At 61.8% G+C, this 19,588-nt stretch carries 19 protein-coding genes and 2 pseudogenes; 7 read left to right on the top strand and 14 right to left on the bottom strand.

The window, feature by feature from the left end:
• Positions 1-10: 10 nt before the first annotated feature.
• The 8 genes and pseudogenes from glgA to P7C00_RS17255 all read right to left on the bottom strand — a co-directional run bounded on the left by glgA (position 11) and on the right by P7C00_RS17255 (position 7,404).
• Entirely contained in the window at positions 11-1,579 is a 1,569-nt protein-coding gene (gene glgA / locus P7C00_RS17290; protein WP_404936934.1) for a glycogen synthase GlgA, read from the bottom strand.
• A gap of 483 nt (positions 1,580-2,062) precedes the next feature.
• Positions 2,063-3,016 carry a D-2-hydroxyacid dehydrogenase family protein gene (locus tag P7C00_RS17285; protein WP_404936933.1) on the bottom strand — a complete coding sequence of 318 codons (954 nt, stop codon included), beginning with the start codon at positions 3,014-3,016 and terminating at the stop codon, positions 2,063-2,065.
• A gap of 220 nt (positions 3,017-3,236) precedes the next feature.
• On the bottom strand, positions 3,237-3,674 hold the full coding sequence (locus P7C00_RS17280) for a YqaA family protein (RefSeq protein ID WP_346634316.1): 438 nt from the start codon (positions 3,672-3,674) through the stop codon (positions 3,237-3,239).
• Positions 3,671-4,120, bottom strand: coding sequence for a DUF411 domain-containing protein (locus tag P7C00_RS17275; RefSeq protein ID WP_346634317.1), 450 nt, complete (start codon positions 4,118-4,120; stop codon positions 3,671-3,673). The genes P7C00_RS17280 and P7C00_RS17275 overlap by 4 nt, the downstream gene beginning before the upstream one ends.
• 396 nt (positions 4,121-4,516) lie before the next feature.
• A complete protein-coding gene (locus P7C00_RS17270) occupies positions 4,517-4,972 on the bottom strand; it encodes an SRPBCC family protein (protein WP_346634318.1) in 456 nt (151 codons plus the stop codon).
• A gap of 80 nt (positions 4,973-5,052) precedes the next feature.
• Positions 5,053-5,574 (bottom strand): annotated as a pseudogene (locus tag P7C00_RS17265) (methyl-accepting chemotaxis protein); the annotation flags it as partial.
• Between the two features lie 339 nt (positions 5,575-5,913).
• Positions 5,914-6,984, bottom strand: a pseudogene (locus tag P7C00_RS17260) (cache domain-containing protein); the annotation flags it as partial.
• Between the two features lie 114 nt (positions 6,985-7,098).
• A complete protein-coding gene (locus P7C00_RS17255; RefSeq protein WP_404936932.1) occupies positions 7,099-7,404 on the bottom strand; it encodes a hypothetical protein in 306 nt (101 codons plus the stop codon).
• A gap of 99 nt (positions 7,405-7,503) precedes the next feature.
• Between P7C00_RS17255 and P7C00_RS17250 the strand changes: the two genes are divergently transcribed.
• Positions 7,504-8,040: a hypothetical protein gene (locus P7C00_RS17250; protein WP_346634321.1), complete on the top strand. Its 537-nt coding sequence runs from the start codon at positions 7,504-7,506 to the stop codon at positions 8,038-8,040.
• A 50-nt stretch (positions 8,041-8,090) separates the two neighbouring features.
• On the opposite strand, the gene P7C00_RS17245 is transcribed toward P7C00_RS17250, so the two are convergent.
• On the bottom strand, positions 8,091-9,086 hold the full coding sequence (locus P7C00_RS17245) for an aldo/keto reductase (RefSeq protein ID WP_346634322.1): 996 nt from the start codon (positions 9,084-9,086) through the stop codon (positions 8,091-8,093).
• 118 nt (positions 9,087-9,204) lie between these two features.
• Here P7C00_RS17245 and P7C00_RS17240 point away from each other — a divergent pair, with 118 nt between their 5' ends.
• Positions 9,205-10,119 carry a LysR family transcriptional regulator gene (locus P7C00_RS17240; RefSeq protein ID WP_346634323.1) on the top strand — a complete coding sequence of 305 codons (915 nt, stop codon included), beginning with the start codon at positions 9,205-9,207 and terminating at the stop codon, positions 10,117-10,119.
• 93 nt (positions 10,120-10,212) lie between these two features.
• Here P7C00_RS17240 and P7C00_RS17235 read toward each other — a convergent pair whose 3' ends face one another.
• Positions 10,213-10,341 carry a hypothetical protein gene (locus tag P7C00_RS17235; RefSeq protein ID WP_256596732.1) on the bottom strand — a complete coding sequence of 43 codons (129 nt, stop codon included), beginning with the start codon at positions 10,339-10,341 and terminating at the stop codon, positions 10,213-10,215.
• Positions 10,342-10,512: 171 nt separating this feature from the next.
• On the opposite strand from P7C00_RS17235, the gene P7C00_RS17230 reads away from it, so the two are divergent.
• A complete protein-coding gene (locus P7C00_RS17230) occupies positions 10,513-10,701 on the top strand; it encodes a hypothetical protein (RefSeq protein WP_042941707.1) in 189 nt (62 codons plus the stop codon).
• Positions 10,702-10,718: 17 nt separating this feature from the next.
• On the opposite strand, the gene P7C00_RS17225 is transcribed toward P7C00_RS17230, so the two are convergent.
• A complete protein-coding gene (locus P7C00_RS17225) occupies positions 10,719-11,099 on the bottom strand; it encodes a fe2+ zn2+ uptake regulation protein (protein ID WP_346634324.1) in 381 nt (126 codons plus the stop codon).
• Positions 11,100-11,399: 300 nt separating this feature from the next.
• Between P7C00_RS17225 and P7C00_RS17220 the strand changes: the two genes are divergently transcribed.
• Positions 11,400-13,733 (top strand): acylase, encoded by a 2,334-nt coding sequence (locus tag P7C00_RS17220; protein ID WP_404936931.1) that lies wholly within the window; start codon positions 11,400-11,402, stop codon positions 13,731-13,733.
• Positions 13,734-13,785: 52 nt separating this feature from the next.
• Here P7C00_RS17220 and P7C00_RS17215 read toward each other — a convergent pair whose 3' ends face one another.
• A complete protein-coding gene (locus tag P7C00_RS17215) occupies positions 13,786-14,787 on the bottom strand; it encodes a FecR family protein (RefSeq protein WP_404936930.1) in 1,002 nt (333 codons plus the stop codon).
• A gap of 290 nt (positions 14,788-15,077) precedes the next feature.
• Between P7C00_RS17215 and P7C00_RS17210 the strand changes: the two genes are divergently transcribed.
• Entirely contained in the window at positions 15,078-16,115 is a 1,038-nt protein-coding gene (locus P7C00_RS17210; protein ID WP_404936929.1) for an Ldh family oxidoreductase, read from the top strand.
• Between the two features lie 55 nt (positions 16,116-16,170).
• Here P7C00_RS17210 and P7C00_RS17205 read toward each other — a convergent pair whose 3' ends face one another.
• Complete coding sequence (locus tag P7C00_RS17205; RefSeq protein ID WP_123725292.1) at positions 16,171-16,491, bottom strand: YqjD family protein; 321 nt, start codon at positions 16,489-16,491, stop codon at positions 16,171-16,173.
• 222 nt (positions 16,492-16,713) lie between these two features.
• Here P7C00_RS17205 and P7C00_RS17200 point away from each other — a divergent pair, with 222 nt between their 5' ends.
• Positions 16,714-16,968 (top strand): hypothetical protein, encoded by a 255-nt coding sequence (locus P7C00_RS17200; protein ID WP_011061196.1) that lies wholly within the window; start codon positions 16,714-16,716, stop codon positions 16,966-16,968.
• On the opposite strand, the gene P7C00_RS17195 is transcribed toward P7C00_RS17200, so the two are convergent.
• Complete coding sequence (locus P7C00_RS17195; protein ID WP_123725290.1) at positions 16,940-17,875, bottom strand: LysR family transcriptional regulator; 936 nt, start codon at positions 17,873-17,875, stop codon at positions 16,940-16,942. The genes P7C00_RS17200 and P7C00_RS17195 overlap by 29 nt on opposite strands.
• 846 nt (positions 17,876-18,721) lie before the next feature.
• Here P7C00_RS17195 and P7C00_RS17190 point away from each other — a divergent pair.
• Entirely contained in the window at positions 18,722-19,555 is an 834-nt protein-coding gene (locus tag P7C00_RS17190) for a helix-turn-helix transcriptional regulator (RefSeq protein WP_404936928.1), read from the top strand.
• Positions 19,556-19,588 lie beyond the last annotated feature (33 nt).

Genomic DNA, 19,588 nt, shown 5'->3' with positions numbered 1-19,588 from the left:
CCAGGCCCCCTTACTGTCTGGCAGCCTGCCCCAGGGCCTTGGCCACCAGTTGTTCGTAGAGTTCGGCGTAGGGTTCCACCGCCTTGCACCAGTTGAACGGGGCCGCCATGGCCCGGCAGCGCATGGCGTTGAGCAGCGCCGGATAGGCGAAGACCTTGAACGCCCGGGTCAGGGCTTCCTGGTAGCTGGCGACCGTGGATTCGTCGAAGAGGAAACCGGTGACACCATTCTCGATGGTGTCCGCCAGGCCGCCGGTGTTGCGCGCCACTGGCAGCGAACCAAAGCGCTGGGCGTACATCTGGCTCAGCCCGCAGGGCTCGTAGCGCGACGGCATGAGCAGGAAGTCGCTGCCGGCGAACATGCGCCGGGCATCGGTTTCATTGAAGCCGATATTGACCCCGATGCGCCCGGGAAAGCGCCGGGCCAGGGCCCGCATGGATTGTTCCTCTTCCGGTTCGCCGCGCCCGATGATGGCGATCTGGCCGCCGCTGGCGACGATGAATTCGGCCACGCCCTCGGTGAGGTCCAGGCCCTTCTGGTAGACCAGCCGCGAGACCACGGCGAACAGCGGGCCGTTGCTGGCGTCAAGCCCGAACATTTGCCGCACATGGGCGGCGTTGGCCGCCTTGCCGTCCCAGTCGCCCATGCTGAAGGGGCAGAACAGGTGCGCATCGGTGGCCGAGTCCCAGCTTTCGTCGATGCCATTGGGGATGCCACTGAGCAAACCTTGCTGGGTCTTGCTGGCGAGAAAACCGTCGAGTCCGCAACCGAAGGTTGGGGTGGTGATTTCCTGGGCGTAGGTGGCGCTCACGGTGGTGATGTGGCTGGCGTAGGCCATGCCGGCCTTGAGGAACGACAGCTTGCCGTAGAACTCCATGCCTTCTTGTTGCAGGGCGTGTTCGGGAATGCCCAGTTCCGGGCACGAGGCCAGGCTGACCACGCCCTGGTACGCCAGGTTATGGATGGTGAACAGCGTCGGCGTGCGCTGCCCGCGCCAGTGCATGTAGGCCGGGGCCAGACCGGCGGGCCAGTCGTGGGCGTGCACCAGATCGGGGCACCAGTGGATTTGTGCCAGGTTGGCGGCGATGTCGGCAGCGGCCAGCCCCAGGCGGGCAAAGCGAATGTGGTTGTCGGGCCAGTCGCGGCCATTGTTGGCGCCGTAGGGCGAGCCTTCGCGCTCGTACAGCTCCGGGCAGATCAGTACATAGATCACCAGGCCGTCGGGCATGTCCATGCGCCCAATCTTGCAGGCCGGCAACGCCGCGTGGCCCCCCAGCTCGCCGATGATATGGATGGGGTTCTCGCTGTGCAGCACCTGGGGATAGCCGGGGATCAGCACCCGCACATCGTGCAGGTGGGCCATGGCCCGGGGCAGGGCAGCGGAGACGTCGCCGAGACCGCCGGTCTTCACCAGGTCGGCGATTTCCGAGGTGACGAACAGCACCCGCTTGCGGTTGGGGTTCTGACGAGCCAGCGGCAGTACGGTCTTGCCTCCAGGGATGGAAATCGCCTGGGGGGCACGTTCACCGGCCTGCTGTTGAGGATGCTCTCCCTGAGTGTCCAATGCGGCGCTGATCATAGGTCTCTCCCGTTTTATTGATCTGTTCTGGTGACTCAAGCGCTACTGTCGGGCCATTCCTGTGGCCGGGCGCAATCGCGCCACACATCGATCAGCCTGAGCTGCTCGAGCGCTGCAGCAGAAAGGATGGAGGAGCCGTTGCAAGGAATGCACCAGTGGCAGCGGCCCTACCTTTAACCTGACCTTGGGCCGAAGCGAAAAGTTTCGACTTTTTCAATGCCAAAGTGACCGCTCGGTCACGATGCGAAAAGCAGTCTAGGACAGAACCTAGAGCGGTGCCGGGCGGGGCGGGGTTTTCCCCCGGGGCGGGAGTTGGACAACGGATTTATCCCGACGAAAGGTCGGTCGTGCACCGCCGCAGAGCGGGGGCGAAATGGCCTCGGCGCGAAAACGGTGAGGGCGCGCGAGGGGTTGGTGCAGGCACCTGGCGGCCTTGCCCGAAAATGGGCAAGGCCGCCGCGGGAGAGGCTTGCGGTGTTGCGCCTAGTTGAGCGGACGGATCGGCTGGCCGGCGTGCCAGGCCTGCAGGTTCTCGATCATCTGGGTGAAGAACTGCCGGTAGTTCTGCTGGCTGACATAGCCGATATGGGGTGTGGCCAGGACATTGGGCAGGCGCCGGAACGGATGGTCGGCGGGCAACGGCTCGCGGGCGAACACATCCAGAGCGGCTCCCGCCAGGCGGCCATGCTCCAGGGCGGCGATCAAGGCCGTCTCATCGACGATCGGGCCCCGGGCGGTGTTGACCAGCAAGGCCTCGGGCTTCATCCAGCCCAGGGCCTGGGCGTCCACCAGGCCACGGCTGCGTTCGCTGAGTACCAGGTGCACCGAGAGCATGTCGGCCTGCTCGAACAGCTCCTGTTTGCTGACCAGGGTTGCCCCGGCGATGGCCGCGCGCTCGGCGGTGAGGTTTTCGCTCCAGGCAATGACCCGCATGCCGAACACCTGGCCGAACTGCGCCACCCGCTGGCCGATGCTGCCCAGGCCGAGAATGCCCAGGGTCTTGCCGTGCAAGTCGCCCCCCAGGCCCTGTTGCCAATGGCCGGCACGCAGGGCATTGGCTTCATTGAGCAGATTGCGGGTCAGGGCCATGAGCAGGGCCCAGGTCAGTTCCGGAGCGGCGTGCTTGTAACTGTCGGTGCCGCAGACCTGGACCCCCAGGGCCGTGGCGGCCTTGAGGTCGATGGCGGCGTTGCGCATGCCGCCGGTCAGCAGCAATTTGAGCCGGGGCAGGCCTTGCAGCAGGGCTGCGTCGAACACTGTGCGCTCGCGCATCAGGCAGATCACCTGGAAGGGCTGCAGACGCTGGATCAGCGTGGCGTGGTCCGCTGGATAGTCATGCAGGAAGCTGACCTGGCCAATGCCTTGCAGCACCGACCAGTCCACCACGTCGCGGGCCACGTCTTGCCAATCATCGATGACCGCAATCTGTACAGCCATGTTCAGGCTCCTTTCTGGGGGACGGTTCACGTGGCCTGGCAGGGCCTGTTGACGCAGCCGATCATGTCGCAGATTGGCCTCGGATTCCATTTACAAAAGCCATGGTTAACGGTGTAGGAGCCGGCTTGCCGGCAAAGAGGTCTGTGAAGTGGGCGTTTGTCGTGAGGGCGCTTTCGCTGGCAAGCCAGCTCCTACGGGGGGGCGTGTGCGTGGGCGTGGTTCAGCCGAGCCAGCCCAGGGTCAGCCACACCAGCACGGCGTAGCGGGCGCCCTTGGCCAGGCTGACGATCAGCAGGAAACGCTTGAGGGGTTCGCCCATGACGCCTGCCACCAGGGTCAGCGGATCGCCGATCACGGGCATCCAGCTCAGCAGCAGCGTCCAGTGGCCGTAGCGCTGGTAGTGCACCCGGGCCCGCTCCAGGTGACGCGGGCTGACGGGAAACCAGCGACGGTCCTTGTAGGTGTCAAGGCGCCGCCCCAGCCACCAGTTGACCAGGGAGCCCAGGACGTTGCCCAGGGTCGCCACCAGCCAGAGCCCGAGTACCGCCAGTTGGCTGTTGTGCAGCAGGCCGACCAGCAGTGCTTCCGACTGCAGGGGCAGCAGGGTGGCGGCGGCGAAGGCGGCGAGAAACAGGCCGAGGTAGGCGCTGGCGATCAACGGGCCGGGTAGTCCGCTACTACGACATCCTGGCCGTCACGGGTCAGGCCGATGACCTGGAAGGCCTCGGCGCCCATGCCGTCCATTTCCATGCCGGGGGAACCCATGGGCATGCCCGGGGCGGCGATGCCCAGCAGGTCGTTGCGCTTGCGCAGGGCCAGGACCTGTTCAGCGGGGACATGGCCTTCGACGAATTTGCCGTCGATCACCGCGGTGTGACAGGACCCCAGGCGCGGGGCCACGCCCAAGCGCTGCTTGACCGCGCTCATGTTGCTTTCCACGTGGTCGGTGACGGCAAAACCGTTGTCCTGGAGGTGCTCGATCCACTTTTTGCAGCAGCCGCAGTTGGCGTCGCGGTGCACGTCGATGGGGATCAGTTCGCCAGCCTGAGCCAGGGAGCCGATCAGCAGGGCGGACAGGGCCGCCAGACGCAGTGAAGTTTTCATCGAAAGTCTCGTTGTCGCTGTTGAATAAGGGGCGCTGGCAGGGCCGGGCCCCGCGGGTGCGCGCTCGGGGTGGTGCATTTTGCGGTTTTTTTTGCCAGCTGCCGGGGGCTTTTGTTTCAAGTTGATACCAAGCTCCGGGAGCGGATGAAGGGTTCTAGAATTACATCCGTCACCGCAAAACCAGACAGGCGCCGTTGTCCGGGGCGTCATCGTTGCGGGCGTAGTCAGCGGTCCGCGCCTTGCAGGCCGACCACCAGGGCCTTGACGAGGGTGCGTCGGGACGGGGTGTGCCTTGAGGTAGGGAGCGGCATGGCAGGCTTTCAGTCGGTCAGCGGATTGGAGGGGACTCTAATCAGCGCTGGCTGTCAGGAAACTGAGGCGGGCATTACAGATTTGTCAGTCGCCCGGGTGCTCCAGACGTTGCTTGAGATTGCCCAGGGCCTGGGTCGAAAGCTGCTCCATGCGCGCCCGCAGGCTGCTTAGTTGCAGGTCGGTGCAATAGTCCAGTGTGTGCCGCAACAGCGTGCCGTCGCCTTGCTTGTTCAGTTGGTAATGGACAGTGCCGTCCAGGGCCGCGGAGCTGAAGACGACCTTGAACTCTTTGGGAAATACCGCGATCAGCACGCGATAGCTCATGGGGATCTGTACCCCGAGGAGATTCATGACTTCGCTGAAGCGGTGACCCGTCGGCAGCGAGCCACACAGACCGGTGTCGGCCCGCAGGCTGGATGGGTGCCACTCCGGCCAGCGCTCCGGTTGGGTGACGTAGTAATAGACAGTGTCGATTCCGGCCTGGATATACAGTTCATGGCTGATGCGCTCTTGCAGCAGATGTGATTGGCGCTGGCCCATGTTGCCCCCCACTTCCTTGTGACCTGAGGCTGCAAATATAGCCCCGCCGTGGCGCGTCGCCAGCGGCGGGGGCCGACCGTTCAGCGGACTTTGAAGCGGCCCATCAGGTGGCTGACCCGGGCATTGGCCTGCAACAGGCTCTGGGTATTGCTTTCACCGGCCCGGGCACTCTCCACCAGCTCCTCGACCATGTGTCGGATGCTGACCATGCTGCGGTTGATCTCCTCGGTCACCGCGCTCTGCTGTTCGGCAGCGGTGGCGATCTGGGTGCTCAGACTGTTGATCTGATTCACCGAGTCGGCCATTTCATCCAGACCGCTGTTGACCCGGGCCGTGGCGTCCGCCGCGGACTGGCAACTGGCCTGGGTGTTTTCCATGGCGCTGACCGAGGAGCTCACGCCCTGGGTCAGGCGGCTGAGCATTTCGTTGATCTGCGAGGTGCTGTCCTGGGTCCGTGCGGCCAGGGCCCGGACCTCATCGGCGACCACGGCAAAGCCCCGTCCCTGCTCCCCGGCCCGGGCCGCCTCGATGGCGGCGTTGAGGGCCAGCAGGTTGGTCTGCCCGGCAATGGCACCGATCACCCCGAGGATCTCGGTGATGCGTTGAGCGTCGGCTTGCATGGCCTCGACCTTGTGGGTGGCATCAGCCACTTCGTCGATCAGCGCGATGACACTGCCGGAGGCTTCGCCCACGACGACCCGCGAGTGTTCGGCATGCTCGTTGGCGCGCCGGGTGAAGTCCGCGGTCTGGGCGGCGTTGGCCGCGACACTGTCGGCCGTGCTGCTCATCTCGGTGATGGCGGTCACTGTCTGATCGGTTTCCGAGGCGTGCCGCATCAGTATCTGTTGGCTGTGGGCCGAGGTCTGCTGCAACTGCGCCAGGCTGCCGGCCATGGCTTCGGTGGCCTGGGTGACTTCGCCGATCATGTTCTGCAGGTACTGGATGAAGTGGTTGACCGAGTGACCGATGGCCCCCAGTTCGTCCTCGGCGCGGATCACGATGCGTCGGGTCAGGTCGGCGTCACCGGTGGCCAGTGCATCGATATTGCCCTTGAGGATCTTCATCCGCTGCACCAGTTGGCGGATCGCATAGACCTGCAGCAGCACCAGCAGGATCACCATGGGGATCTGCAACAGGCTCAGGGTGCTCAGCACGTCGTCGCGCTGGGCGGTGATCAGGTGGGTGGGCAGGGCGCTGGCGAGGAACCAGGGGGTGCCTTCAATGGCGCGCATGAAGAAGGTGCTGGGCACCCCGGCGTTATCGAACTCGATGCGTTGCGCGTTGTTGTCGCGACGTTCCAGGGCGCTCTGGACCTGGGCCGCGAAGGGCGAGCCGGCAGCCAGTTCGCGGATGTTCTTCAGCACGATCGGGCCGTTGATCCGCGAGCTGTTGCTGATGATCTTGCCGTCGGCTTCGACGATCAGCATCTCGGCGTCGAGCTCCTTCTCCTGACGGGCCACCAGGTCGTTGAAGAAACCCAGGGTGACGTCGATGGTGGCCACGCCCCAGGGCTGGCCGTCGCGACGGATGGCCATGGCGCAGTTGGTGCGCGGCTCGGCGCTGGCGTCGTCCTTGTAGGCCGCGGCCCAGGCGCACTGGCCGGGAGCGGTCTGCATGCCGCCCTTGTACCAGGACTGGTCGTAGTAGTTGGGCGCCGGGTCGCTGTTCCAGAAGGTGTTGACCACCAGCTTGCCGGACGCATCACGGTGCCAGAAGGTGCTGTGCTTGTTGCGCTCCGGGGTGCGCTGGCCGGGCAGGGGCCAGATCCCGCCGCCGAAGACCTTTTGCTCGCCGTACTGGTCCACCAGGCCTGGCAGGACCTTGTCGATGCTGTCGCTGTCGAGCAGGGGGATGGTCTGGGTGATGCTGCGTTGCTGGGCCTGGACCTTGTTCAACTCGCCCTGAATGCGCTGCGCCACTTCGGCGATGCGATTGAGGGCCACTTGCTCCTCGGTATGGCGCAGCTTGGGCGCCACCAGTTGGCTGATTCCCACGACCGTGAGCACCAGCATCAGGACAATGAACAGGACCAGAAAGAGCGTGTAGCGGGCTTGAATCGTGCGCAAAGCGGGCATGGGACCTGTCCTTACCGAGCGTTTTTTATTATTTGGAGAGGGTGAGCCTTGTCAGGGTATCCACAGGATGTCGGCGCGGTTTTTGTGCTCTTTAGTACGTTCGTCCAAAAAAGTTGGGTGGTGTTTAAAAAAGCTGTCGCAGGTGACACGCAGGAGGGGCCGACAGCGGCTGAACGGTTCAATCGTGAGCATGAAAAGATGACGATTTGAAGGATGCGCAAACAGCCGGCGCCGCTTAAATCGGGCCTTTGGGCTAATTGTGTCGAGTTTGTACAAAAATTGTAAATTGCGGAAATAAAGCGTTGTTGGGAAGTCGTCCTGGCGTTGATACTTGCGCCCATTCAGATGATTCAACACGGTTTGCGCCCAGTTTCAGACGCTAGACAAGACTTTTCCGGTCTTCTCTGAGCCAGGCTGAACAGGGGGATTGGCAAGCCGGACTACAGGAGTGTCAGCATGGCAATCGGATACGTTGGAGGCTGGACCAGCAAGGCGGGTCTGTTGGTTCAGGACGGCGGTGGCAGCGGTTCTTCCAAGCCGGTCTCGCAAAGTGCCAAGGTACGGCAGATGTTGAGCCTGGTGGGAAGCAACCCCACCGTGCTGGATATCCGCAAGATGGACCAGTTGAAGCTTCACAAGCAGATCAAGGGTTTCGACCCGACCAACGTGACCACCAAGTCCCTGGGTGGCATGAGCACCTTTCTCAAGAACAATGGCCTGATTTCTGACATCACCGCGCTGAACCTGATCAACGCCGGCGACAAGTTCGACCGTTTCGGCATTCCGAAGAACCCGGATGAGCCGTTCAATGCTCTTGAGTACTTTGCGATGAAGCTCGATGACATCCAGAGCAACAACATCAAGGGCAACAAGTACGCCAACTACCTCGTTCCCGAGTACAAGAAGGCGATCTACGTTCTGCAGAGCCTGCAGAGCTATGGCAAGGGCAACGGCACCACGGTGACCGACAAGAACGTTTCCGCCAAAGCCTGACCCACCAACGGCGCGCGCTCCCTGGTCGAGCCCGCGCCGCGTTCCCTGCGTCAGCGATCCAGCAGCGCCATCACCTCCTCGGTGTACCGGGGGCCGGCGGTGGTCTGCGGGCTGAAGATTGCCTCCAGCGAAGTCAGTTCCCCGGCACTCAGGCGGATCTGCAGCGCTGCCACGTTTTCCTCCAGATAGCGCCGTTGCTTGGTTCCGGGAATCGGAATCAGGTAGTCGCCCTGAGCCAGTACCCAGGCCAGGGCCAGTTGCCCGGCACTGACCTGTTTGTCCGCCGCCAGTTGCTGCACCTGCGCCACCAGTTGCAGGTTGCGCTGGAAATTCTCGCCTTGGAAACGTGGGTTGGAGCGCCGGAAGTCATCGGCGGCAAAGTCGTCAGGGCTTTTCAGGGCGCCCGTCAGAAAGCCTCGACCCAGAGGGCTGTAGGGGACAAAGGCGATCCCCAGGCGCTGACAGGCGGCCAGGCAGCCGTTGTCTTCCTGGTCCCGGCTCCATAGCGAGTATTCACTTTGCAGGGCGCTGATGGGGTGTACCTTGTGGGCGCGCTCCAGGGTGCTTGCCGACGCTTCACTCAAGCCCAGGTAGCGCACCTTGCCGGCCTTGACCAGTTCCGCCATGGCGCCGACGGTCTCTTCGATGGCCACGTCCGGGTCGACCCGATGCAGGTAATACAGATCCAGGGTGTCCACGCCCAGGCGCCGCAGGCTGCCGTCGATGGAAGCACGCACGTATTCGGGACGGCCGTTGACGCCGCGGGCATCCGCGTCGCCCGGATCGCGGACGATGCCGAACTTGCTGGCCAGGAACACTTGCTGACGCTTGCCGCGAATCGCCTGGCCGATCAATTCCTCGTTGCTGTGGGGACCGTACATATCGGCGGTGTCCAGCAGGTTGATCCCCAGTTCCAGGGCTCGGTGCAAGGTGGCGATGGCCTCCTTGGGGTCGTTGCCGGTGGTATAGAAATCGCTCATGCCCATGCAGCCCAGGCCAATGGCGGAAACCTGTGGACCCTGATGGCCAAGTTGTCGAGTGTGCATTGCCGATTACTCCGATGAGTGGGGAAGAGCGCTCAGTTTGCTACTCGACAAAAGACCTATAAACCGGCTAAAAGCGCTATCACTATTATCATTATCTAAATAATCGCGAGCCTGTTTCATGGACCGTTTCAACGCCATGCGCGTCTTCACCCGGATTGTCGAGCTGGGCGGTTTCGCCAGGGCCGCCGAGGATCTGCACATGCCGGCAGCCTCGGTCACCATCCTGATCAAGCAACTGGAAGCTCACCTGGGTGTGCAGCTTTTGCACCGCACCACACGCCAGGTCCGCCCCACCCTGGACGGCGCCGCCTATTACCAGCGCTGCGTGCGCCTGCTGGCGGACCTGGAGGAGGCCGAAGCGGCCTTCTCGGTCACCCGGCACAACCCGCGGGGGCTCTTGCGCATCGATATGCCGGTGGGAATCGGTCGGCTGATCGTGATTCCCGCGTTGCCGGAGTTCTCTGCCCGCTACCCGCTGATCGAACTGGAGATCGGCCTCAATGACCGCCCCGTGGATCTGATCCGTGAGGGGGTGGATTGCGCCTTGCGGGGCGGCCCGGCCCTGGACGACAGCCTGGTGGCCCGGCCGCTGGTGCAATTGCAACAAGTGACGTGCGCCAGCCCCGGCTACTTGCAGCAGCGGGGAACGCCCCAGTCGCCGGCAGACCTGGAAGGGCATCGGATGGTGGAGTATTTCTCCAGCGTCAGCGGCAAACGTTATGGTCTGGAGTTCTACATCGATGGCCAGTTGCGCCCGATGGAGTTGCCCAAGCAGGTGGCGGTCAACAGTGCCGACGGCTACCTGGCGGCCTGCGAAGCCGGTTACGGACTGGTGCAGACGCCGTATTACAACGTTGCCCGACAGTTGCGGGCCGGAGTCTTGCGAGAGGTCCTGGAGGATTTTCCGGTGCCGTCGCTGCCGCTGACCGCCATGTATCCGCCCCAGCGTCATCTGTCCACCCGGGTGCGGGTGTTCGTCGACTGGCTGCTGGAGTTGTTCGCCCGCCCTGGCAATGGCACCTCGCGACCCTGAAGGCTTGCCGCAAAGAGCAGAACGCCCGCGGCGGGGCGGGCGTTGGCTGGGGGAGTGGCAGATTCAGCGGGGCCGATGAACTGGCCGGATGACTCAGCGGTGGTAGTAGCCCGGGCCGCCGTCGTAGTAACGGTGATGCCCGCCATCGCGGGGCATGATGATGCAGCCTGACAGGGTCAGGATTGCCAGCAGGGGAATCAGCAGTGTGATTCGACGGAACATTTCTCAATCCTCAAAGGGCACGGGGAACTCGACAGGACGATGAAGGAGAAAAATCTCCTTCGCGCCTGTACCATGTGACCCCGATTTCCCCGGCGCATCCCCGAATCCGGGTATGTGCTTGGCATCGTTCTTGATACACAGCGGATACATTTTCAGCTTCAGGACCCCGCAATGACCCAGTCACAACGCTTGAAATACTCGATCCTGATTTCCCTGGTGGTACTGGGGATCATGCTTGGCCTTTCCTACCTGCAGAACCACGGCGTCATCAGCGAAAAACTGTTCCAGTACATCGCCATTGGTGTGGCGGTGGTCGTGGTGGTGATCAATGGCGTGATGCGCCGCAAGGTCAAGCCTTGAACCGTGGCTCGACCGTCTCAGGAGAGACCGTCGAGCACCGCTGCGGCCTGCTGGTGCAGGCTGTAGCTCTTGTCGGCATTGAGGGTCAGGACGCCCTCGGTGCACAGGCGCTTCAAGACTTCCCGGACGCTTAGAAACGACAGCGGAATATCCAGTTCCAGCAGTTGACTGTGAACCCCCCGCACACCCAGGGAGCGCTCGCTCTGGGCTGCTGTGAGCAGGGCGTCGATGACTTTCAGGCGAATCAGACTGGTGCGCAGGCCAAAGCTTTTCAGCAGGTGCTTGATTCGTTCATTACTGTTGCGCTCGGCGTTCTTGCCGAAGACACCGGCGCCGGCATTCAGGGAAGGCGTGTTGTTCACGGTGATGCCGTCCATTGGCAGTTGCGGGTTGTACATGCAAAAACTCCTTATCAGAGCCTTATCAGGAAAAGAATGATGGGTGCTCTAGTAACTAGACGTACGAGCACGGCAAATCATGAAGCCCAGGATGTAGAAAATTTGTCGGTATCAAGTTGCTGACATGTCATTGGCCGGTCCGTGCCGACCTCTTGGGGGTAATTTTTTCTGCGCTGATTCGTCCATAGGGTCAGGCAGGCGTCGGTTGATCCGTGCGCGGCTGGATTCCCAGACTGGCGGCGTTGCCAAACCCTTCCTGCACACCAGTCCTGGTTCTGTATTTTTGCATCAGGAGTCGGCGTGATCATTTCCAGGCAGTTACCGCATTTTTGCCTTGCAGCCTTGTTTCTAAGTTTCAGTTGCGGTGCCTACGCACTGGCGCAGCCTGAACAGACCCGTGCCGAGATTCGCCGCACCAGCTTTGGTGTCCCGCATATCCGTGCCAGCGACGAGCGCGGCCTGGGCTACGGCATCGGTTACGCCTACGCCCAGGACAATCTGTGCCTGATGGCCAATGAAGTGCTGACGGTGAACGCCGAGCGGGCCAAGTACTTCGGTGCCGAAGGCCAGACTCTGGAGCAACGGGACAACCTGAGCAGCGATGTGTTTTTCAGTTGGCTGAACACGCCCCAGGCGGTAGCCGGCTTCTGGCAGGCACAGACCCCGGCGGTGCGTGAGCGCATGCAGGGTTATGTTGAGGGCTACAACCGCCAGTTGGCGGAGCGCCGGGGCCAGGGGCTGCCCGAGCAGTGCCAGGGCGACTGGGTACGGCCGCTGGCTACCTCGGACCTGGTAAAGCTGACTCGGCGCTTGCTGGTGGAAGGCGGCGCCGGTCAGTTCGCCGAGGCCCTGGCGGGAGCCACGCCGCCGGGCGTCACCGCCCAGGCGGCACTGAGCGAACGTCGCTGGCAACTGGCAGCAGTCCGCCAGCAAGGTTTTGCCCTGGACCGTGGCAGCAATGCCGTGGCCATCGGCAGCGAGCGTTCGTTCAACGGTCGCGGCCTGCTGCTGGCCAACCCGCATTTCCCCTGGATCGGCGCCATGCGTTTCTATCAGATGCACCTGACCATTCCCGGTCAGTTGGATGTGATGGGGGCGGCCTTGCCGGGCCTGCCGCTGATCAATATAGGTTTCAACCAGCACTTGGCCTGGACCCACACGGTGGATGCGTCCAAGCATTTCACCCTGTACCGCCTGCAATTGGACCCCAAGGACCCGACCCGCTATCTGCTGGACGGTCGCTCCCAACCCCTGGAGCGCCAGACGGTCACGGTGCAGGTCAAAGGCCAGGATGGCCAGTTGCACAGCCAGTCGCGGACGCTCTACAGCTCGGTCTTCGGCCCGGTGGTGCAGTGGCCTGGGGAACTGGACTGGGACCGCGAACATGCCTACAGCCTGCGTGATGCCAACCTCGACAACACCCGAGTACTGGCCCAGTGGTATGCGATGAACCAGGCCAACAGCGTGACCGGCCTGCAAGACAGCGTGCATCAGTTACAGGGCATTCCCTGGGTCAACACCCTGGCGGTGGACGACCAGGGCCGTGCGCTTTACATGAACCAGTCGGTGGTGCCCAACGTCACCCAGGCCAAGCTGGCCCAGTGCAGCGATCCACGGATCGGCACTCAGGTCATCGTCCTCGACGGCTCCCGCAGCACCTGTGCCTGGGATATCGACCCGGCGGCGGCCCAGCCGGGTATTTTCGCCGCCGGCCAATTGCCGCAACTGGCCCGCAACGACTACTTGCAGCACTCCAATGACTCGGCCTGGATGGTCAACCCGGCGGCGCCGCTGCAGGGCTTCTCGCCGGTGATCAGCCAGCAGGATGTGCCCCTGAAGATGCGCGCGCGTTTCGCCCTGGATCGCTTGAGCCGGATGCCCAAGGCCCAGGTCAGCGATCTGCAGCATATGGTCACCGATGATCAGGTGTACCTGGCCGGTCAGGTGATGCCGGACCTGCTGCAATTCTGCGCGCAGGACCTGGGCTCCGACGCCCGGCGACTGGCCACGCTGTGCGCCAGCCTCAAGTCCTGGGATCGCAGTGCCGGGCTGCAGACGGGCCTGGGGTTCGTGCACTTCCAGGGCATCATGCAGCCGTTGCTGCAGAGTCCCGACATCTGGCGTGTGGCCTTCGACCCCAAGGACCCGCAGCACACGCCACGGGGGTTGGCCATCAGCCGTCCGTCAGTGGCCCAGGCCCTGCGTGAGGCGATGCTGGCCTCGGCGCAGCAAGTGGAGCAGGCCGGGCTGGGCGCCGATGTGCGCTGGGGCGATATCCAGCAGGTGAGCCAGGGTGGGCGGCCGACCCCGGTGCCTGGCGGCCCGGAAAGCCTGGGGGTGTACAACGCTATCCAGAGCGTGCCGGGTGCCGACGGCAAGCGCGAGGTGGTGAGCGGCACCAGCTACCTGAATGTGGTCAGTTTCGACGAGCAGGGGCCGCGAGCCCTCGGGCTGCTGGCGTTTTCCCTGTCCAGCGATCCGGCGTCGCCGCACTTTCGCGACCAGACCGAGGCCTTTGCCCGGAATCAGTGGAGTGTGCTGCCCTTTACCGAAGCGCAGATCCGCGCCGATGGCCAGTATCAGTCGCAACTGATCCAGGAGCCACGGCGGGATTGGCAGCCATTGCTCAAGTAGTGGATGTCAGCGGTTGAAGTGAATCGAGGCCGCCCCCGCAACGGGGCGGCCTTCAGCTTTTTGGCGGCGACTGAGGCAACGAGTTGATCACCGGGTTGCCTTCGCGATTGCGCGTCAGGTAGACCGGCAGCACCTTGGGCAGCGAAGTCAGCAGGCTCTTGATCTCCCGGGTGTTGTAGATGCCGCCGACGCGGATCTTGCCGGTCGAGTTGTCAGCCAGTTGCACCGGGGTGTCCAGGTAGCGATTGATCAGCGGCAGGGCATCGCTGAGGGCCAGGTTGTCCAGCACCAGCTTGCCGTTGCGCCAGGCCAGAGAACTGTCGTTGCTGTAGGTCTGGCTGATCTGCGGCGCGTAGTCGCCATCCTTGTAGCGGGCCTGCATGCCCGGCTCCAGGCGGAAGCCTTCGCCGGGCAGGGCAGTATTGCTGGTGACCAGCACCGAGCCCTGGAGCAGGGTGACCCGTACCTGATCTTCATACATCCACACGTTGAACTGGGTGCCGGTGACCTTGACCTGGCCATGGGCGGCCTTGACCACGAACGGATGGCTGCTGTCGTGGCTGACCCTGAAGAACGCCTCACCCTTTTTCAGAGTGACCCGGCGCTGATCCTTGTAGTTGCTGTAGGTCAGGCTGCTGCCCAGGTTCAGTTCCACCTGGCTGCCGTCGGCCAGGGTCACATTGCGCAGACTGTCGCCGGCTTCGAAGCGTTCGTAGGACGACGGCAGCCAGCCCAGCTCCCAGCCGCTGTAGGCGGCCAGGGGCAGGGCGCACAGGGCGACGGCAGCGGCCACGCCGTAATGTTGCCAGGTGCGTCGAGGGGCAAGCTTGACCGGAGTCGGTGCCAGTGTGGAGGGAGGCAGTTGATCGGCCACTTCCCATATCTCCCGCATCGCCTCGTATTCGAAAGCGTGCAGGGGGTCGGCATCATGCCATTGCTGAAAGGCCAGACGCTCCGCATCGCTGCAGTCGGCTTCATGCAGGCGCATGCACCATTGCGCCGCAGCTTGGGTAATGGCGTCGTATTCGGCTTCTGAGAGGATCTGTTCGCTCATTGACTCTTCCTGATTTCCCGCATTCTACCCTCCGCCGTAAGGCTTGTAGAACAGGCGTCATGGCTAATGCGCATCAAAGTGAACTTATTTTCATCTGCCACGCCTTGAAAACACGCTGTGTATCGAAAGTGTCTACAAATCGGCAAGCCTGACGACAGTGTCTGTGTGTCAGCAACACTGGCACCTTCCCTGCAACCCATGGGATCGGGTTGACAGGGCCAACAGTCGCCGTTGTTTAATCGACGGGTCACATGCTGTCGCCCCCTCCAATAATTACTCTGGAGCTTCAGATGTCTGCATCATCCCCGGTTGTTGAAACGCCCTGCCAATACCTCTCTCTACCCGCTCTGGTGCAGTTGCTGGAGACGATTTTCCTGCGCCATGGCTGCCGCGCCGAAGTGGCCCGCTGCCTGGCCGAGAACTGCGCCGCTGCCGAGCGCGACGGTGCCCAGAGTCATGGTGTGTTCCGTATTCCCGGTTATGTCTCGACCCTGGCCAGTGGCTGGGTCGATGGTCGGGCGGTGCCTGTGGTGGAGGACGTTGCGGCAGCCTTTGTCCGGGTCGACGCCGGCAACGGCTTTGCCCAGCCGGCCCTGGCGGCCGCTCGCGAGCTGCTGGTGAACAAGGCCCGCAACGCCGGGATCGCGGTGCTGGCGATCCGTAACTCGCACCATTTCGCCGCACTCTGGCCAGATGTCGAGCCCTTTGCCGAAGAGGGGCTGGTGGCCCTGAGCGTGGTTAACAGCATGACCTGTGTCGTCCCCCACGGCGCCGACCGGCCGTTGTTCGGCACCAATCCGATTGCCTTCGCCGCCCCCCAGGCCCAGGGCCAGCCGATCGTCTTCGACCTCGCCACCAGTGCCATCGCCCACGGCGATGTGCAGATCGCCGCGCGCAAGGGCGAGCGCTTGCCCCTTGGCATCGGCGTCGACAGCCTGGGACAGCCGACCCAGGACCCCAAGGCGATTCTCGAAGGGGGCGCCTTGCTGCCGTTTGGCGGCCACAAAGGTTCGGCCCTCTCGATGATGGTGGAGTTGCTGGCCGCGGCCCTGACCGGAGGTCACTTTTCCTTCGAGTTCGACTGGTCCAATCACCCCGGGGCGAAGACGCCCTGGACCGGGCAATTGCTGATCGTCATCGACCCGAGCAAGGCTGCCGGACAGAACTTCGCCGAGCGCAGTCAGGAACTGGTGCGGCAGATGCATGCGGTGGGACTCAAGCGTTTACCGGGGGATCGTCGGCATCAGCAGCGCGAGCGCTCGCTGCAAAATGGAATCGCCATGGGCGTGGAGCAACTGCAGCAGCTGCGGGCGCTGGCGCAGGACTGAAACGAAAAAAGGGCCAGGCCGCCACTGGTGCGCCTGGCCCTGGAGCGGGGGGCGGTTACGAACGCCGGCCCAGCAACAGGCCGACCACCAGGCCAAAGCCGGCGGAGATGGCCACGGTCTGCCACGGGTGGCCACCGATGTATTGCTCGGTGGCATCCACCACCGGTTTGCTGCGCTCGCGCACGTTGCTGACCGATTCCAGCGCCTGTTTGAGCTTGAGGCTCACTTGCTGGCGCAAGCTTTCACCTTCTTCGCCCACCAGGCTGGCGCTGCCCTTGAGCAGCTTTTCCGATTCTTCGATCAGCGCCTGCAGTTCGCTGAAGGCCTGGTCCTTGATTTGATCGCTTTCCGCTTGCGCGGCAGATTTACGAGCCATGAAGTTTTTCCTTGGAAATATCGCCGCTGGTGCAACGCCAGCCTCTGTTGCTGGGCCGATTGCTGCCTTTGCCAGCGGCTACAGGTGAATGGGTGGCAAGCAATGGAGTTCGGCGCGGGGGCAAAAGTTGCAGCCATTTTGCGCCTTGCTCGCCACCCTTGAGTAAAACCCTCAGCCCCTACAGTGTAAGATGGCGCCTATTTTACGCAGCAGGAATTTCCCATGAGTTTCAATCTGGCTAACAAGACCCTGGCCGAACGCGCCGCCATCGAGGACGAGAAGTCCCGTCTGTTCGACTTGTGGCAGAGCAACCTGGGCAAGGCCAAGGGCGAGGCGGCACGGCTGTTCGGCGAGCGCGGCAAGCGCAAGGGCAAATGGGCCGAGTGGGTTCGTGCAGAACTGGACGGCATGTCGCCGCCGGAGTACTCCAACATGGTGCGCAGTGAAGTCAATCGGCTGATGGCGGCGAACAAGTAATCGCGAAACTCTCGACAATCGCTTCACGCACCTTCACCAGCAGCGGGTCGATCTGCGGGCTGGTGCGCCAGCCCAGTTCGATCGGATAGCGCGGCAGCGCCAGGGGGCAGGGCAGCAGTTGCAGGCCGGTGAACTCGGCGATGCGCCGCGCGGCATGGGCGGGAATGGTCGCCACCGCCTGGCTGCCCTTGAGCAGAAAGGGCAGAGCGGCAAAATGCGTGGTCGAGGCGCAGACCTGGCGACTGAGTCCCAGATTCGCCAATCCTTCATCGGTGATGCCGATAAACCCTTGTGACGACACCAGCAGGTGTTCGCGCCGAACGAATTCTTCGAGGTCGATCTGCCGTTGCCCGGGGGCCAGGCTGGCCGGGTCCGCCAAACACAGGTAGTCGCCTTCCCCCAGCACCTGCCGACTGAGCAGGCGCTCGGCAAAGCCACCGGCGCTGATGGCCAGGTCGACGCTGCGCTGCAACAGCGCCTCGGCGACGATCTGGCTGTGGGTCTGGCGGAAGATCAGTCGCAACTTGGGCGCGCGGCGGGCCACGGCTTCGATCAGGCGTCGGCCGTAGGCAATCTCGAAATCATCCGACAGGCCGACCGTCACCGAGCGTCCCTGATAGTCGGCGCTGTCCGGGGCGACCATGGCCAGGCTCTGGCGGCATTTGTTCAGGGCCTCAGTGACCACCGGCTTCAATTGATTGGCCTTGAGAGTCGGCGCCAGGCCGCGGCCGGTGCGAACGAACAATTGATCGCCATACAACTCGCGCAGGCGGCGCAAGGCCGCACTCATGGCCGATTGGGTCACTCCTAGGCGCAGGGCCGCGCGGCTGGCGCTGGACTCGTCATGTAGGGCTTCGAAAGCCTTGAGCAGATTGAGGTCGACGCTGGCGATATTCATCTGGTTCATATCATTAAGCACTGAGTTGGAGAAGATCGATAATTAGTGGTCAAGCTGGCCTATGCAATACCCATGGGATGACCTATGGATGTCGCGGCGGCAGGTGGGTATTGAGGGGCTGCATGGTGAGTCGAGCAGATGATAAGTGTCCGGCATGGCTTTCGGCTTAGAGGGAGTAAACGAGCCTTTATATCGAAATCGCGCATGAGCCAGTTTTCGCAAATGGATAAGCCGTTAATTAGCGATAACGGACTAAGCTCTGCTCACCATAGAAAGTAAAAATAGCGACTCTGTCTAGTGGTTTGGCGACTGATTTAAATAGATTGGCTGTAGTGATCGATAAGAAAATCCTGAGTGTCGAGCGTTAAATTGAAATTGTAATATAAAATTGTATGGGGATATGTGCTTTCCAAGCGGAAATCTTAGTGCCTAGAGTGGCTTTTTTTTAAAAATATATGGCTCTCAGTGACAAAATCTTGCTCGCCTGCGTGTTAGCATTCGGCAGGCGAGAGAAATCTATTGTTCATTTCAGAGTGTTTTGGTTGGTCTTGCTGAGGGCGCTTCTGCTAACTCTGACTGGCTTGATATTTAATGTGCTTTGGCAGTCTCTTTAAGGCCTCATTGTTAGCTTTTACTGTGCCGTTCAAATGGCAGTTGGCTTGCAGTGATCAGGTCCATGGTGATCAAGCTCTTTGTGAATAGATAAGAGCTATTGCTCTAAACTGTTGGTTTCGGGGCGAAAAGCTACTTGACCTGGAAGAATGATGCTCTGTAAAAAAAGCACAGAATTTTTGTGGGCGAGCTGTTCTGGTATAGCGGAATAGGCGTGCAGTGCAGGTTTGGGGTAAAAATAATATGCAAGATGCTAACGCGCTAGAACCAAAGGTGTCTCCGTGTAGGTGGTGTATTCCTGCCTTTCAGTCGCTCTACACTTCTGTGGAAGGTATTTATATTTTGCTGAAAGGCGGGTTAACGATAAGGGATGTCAGCGTTACTAGGCGCTTTGAAGCGGGAGAGTTACTATTTGTTAGGCGTGGAAGTTATCTAGTTAGTACTGAGGAACATAGGAGTGAATTGTTGTGGATTTCACTGCCGGATCAGTTTTTACAGAACTTTGTTCAGCGTTTTGGTGCATTACTTAGTACTTTGGAGCGTAAAGAGCGATCGGATAGTAATATTATTGTTTTTGCTAATAGTCCACTGCTCGTCGATTGTGTCAAGAGCTTGAGGAATCTGCTTGTGCATGAGCATCCTCCGATGCTGGCATCCTTGAAGGTTGAAGAGTTATTGATACTGTTTGTCTTTGGTTCCCAGGGTTCTGAGTTGATGTCATTGCTGCGCCAGCAGACTAACAGGCATGTCGAGCGGCTTCAGTTGTTTATGGAGCAGTACTTTCTCATGGAGTGGCGGCTTAGCCAGTTTGCCCGAGAGTTCGGGGTGGGGCTGACAACATTCAAGGAGCTGTTCGGCGTGGTGTATGGCGTTTCTCCGCGGGCCTGGATCAGCGAAAGGCGTCTGTTGCACGCTCATCATCTATTGCTCAACAGCGAGCTGAGTATTGTTGATGTGGCGATGGCCAGTGGTTTTTCCAGTCAGTCGTACTTTACTCACAGCTATCGACGCCGATTTGGCTGTACGCCCAGTCGTTCCAGGCAGGGCAAGGAATTGCTGCTGAGTGCACAGGCGTAATGTTCATTAAGTCGGAGCTCTCGATAAAGTCAT

This window comes from Pseudomonas sp. JDS08PS003, from assembly GCF_045013505.1.
GTDB lineage: Bacteria > Pseudomonadota > Gammaproteobacteria > Pseudomonadales > Pseudomonadaceae > Aquipseudomonas > Aquipseudomonas protegens_B.
This window is presented reverse-complemented; position numbering and strand designations above follow the sequence as displayed.

Bases quoted from the DNA above. Each gene is read 5' to 3' on its own strand.
- glgA (WP_404936934.1), bottom strand. From the start codon at position 1,579: ATGATCAGCGCCGCATTGGACACTCAGGGAGAGCATCCTCAACAGCAG.
- P7C00_RS17285 (WP_404936933.1), bottom strand. From the start codon at position 3,016: ATGGCTGTACAGATTGCGGTCATCGATGATTGGCAAGACGTGGCCCGC.
- P7C00_RS17275 (WP_346634317.1), bottom strand. From the start codon at position 4,120: ATGAAAACTTCACTGCGTCTGGCGGCCCTGTCCGCCCTGCTGATCGGC.
- P7C00_RS17270 (WP_346634318.1), bottom strand. From the start codon at position 4,972: ATGGGCCAGCGCCAATCACATCTGCTGCAAGAGCGCATCAGCCATGAA.
- P7C00_RS17250 (WP_346634321.1), top strand. From the start codon at position 7,504: ATGGCAATCGGATACGTTGGAGGCTGGACCAGCAAGGCGGGTCTGTTG.
- P7C00_RS17245 (WP_346634322.1), bottom strand. From the start codon at position 9,086: ATGCACACTCGACAACTTGGCCATCAGGGTCCACAGGTTTCCGCCATT.
- P7C00_RS17240 (WP_346634323.1), top strand. From the start codon at position 9,205: ATGGACCGTTTCAACGCCATGCGCGTCTTCACCCGGATTGTCGAGCTG.
- P7C00_RS17235 (WP_256596732.1), bottom strand. From the start codon at position 10,341: ATGTTCCGTCGAATCACACTGCTGATTCCCCTGCTGGCAATCCTGACC.
- P7C00_RS17230 (WP_042941707.1), top strand. From the start codon at position 10,513: ATGACCCAGTCACAACGCTTGAAATACTCGATCCTGATTTCCCTGGTG.
- P7C00_RS17225 (WP_346634324.1), bottom strand. From the start codon at position 11,099: ATGTACAACCCGCAACTGCCAATGGACGGCATCACCGTGAACAACACG.
- P7C00_RS17215 (WP_404936930.1), bottom strand. From the start codon at position 14,787: ATGAGCGAACAGATCCTCTCAGAAGCCGAATACGACGCCATTACCCAA.
- P7C00_RS17210 (WP_404936929.1), top strand. From the start codon at position 15,078: ATGTCTGCATCATCCCCGGTTGTTGAAACGCCCTGCCAATACCTCTCT.
- P7C00_RS17205 (WP_123725292.1), bottom strand. From the start codon at position 16,491: ATGGCTCGTAAATCTGCCGCGCAAGCGGAAAGCGATCAAATCAAGGAC.
- P7C00_RS17200 (WP_011061196.1), top strand. From the start codon at position 16,714: ATGAGTTTCAATCTGGCTAACAAGACCCTGGCCGAACGCGCCGCCATC.
- P7C00_RS17195 (WP_123725290.1), bottom strand. From the start codon at position 17,875: ATGAACCAGATGAATATCGCCAGCGTCGACCTCAATCTGCTCAAGGCT.
- P7C00_RS17190 (WP_404936928.1), top strand. From the start codon at position 18,722: ATGCAAGATGCTAACGCGCTAGAACCAAAGGTGTCTCCGTGTAGGTGG.